The organism is Vibrio sp. 704 (assembly GCF_033339295.1).
The window spans coordinates 1-753 of sequence record NZ_JAWOUH010000367.1; the positions used below are offsets into that span (position 1 = coordinate 1).

General features: G+C 48.1%; 1 protein-coding gene. It reads left to right on the forward strand.

All coding sequences use genetic code 11. The features are described from left to right. A partial coding sequence (locus R7R24_RS26510; RefSeq protein ID WP_318120089.1) for an HlyD family efflux transporter periplasmic adaptor subunit occupies positions 1-753 on the forward strand: 753 nt, incomplete at both ends.

A 753-nucleotide genomic window follows, 5' to 3' on the forward strand; every position in this document is an offset into this window, starting at 1 on the left:
CCGTCAATCGCGATTTTAATATTCAAGATTGGGAAAAAAGCGTCGTTCTCGATTACGGCAAACTGACTTTCCCACCGGTATTGGAAGAGACACAGCCACAATTAACTCAGCGTCAGAAAGCGGAATACCGCGAAGATTTGGATAACCTACGCAACCAACTGTCGGTGATCGATCAACAAGTTGAGCAAAAACAGCAAGACTTGGTCGAGATTGAAGCGCGAGTGCGTAACTTACGCCAAAGCTACCAATACGCGAAGAAAGAACTGGATATCACCCAACCGCTGGCGGATGAAGGCGTTGTTCCGCGCATTGAGCTACTCAAATTGCAGCGCCAAGTGAACGACACTCGCCGTGAAATGACATCTAGCGAACTGAAAATCCCAGTGATCAAATCGGCCATCAAAGAATCCATGCTCAATCGCATCGATGTGGCGTTGAAGTTCCGTTCCGAACAACAAGAGAAACTCAATAATGCTCAAGACCAACTGTCTGCATTAGTTGAATCGGCTGTTGGCTTGGAAGACCGCGTAAACCGCACGGTGGTTGTCTCTCCGGTGACAGGCAAAATCAAAACGCTGAACGTCAACACCGTTGGCGGCGTTATCCAACCGGGTATGGACATCGTTGAAATCGTACCAACCGAAGACACCTTGTTAGTTGAGGCGAAAATCGCCCCGAAAGACATCGCTTTTCTACGCCCGAACCTAAATGCCATCGTAAAATTCACCGCGTATGACTTTACAAAATACGGCG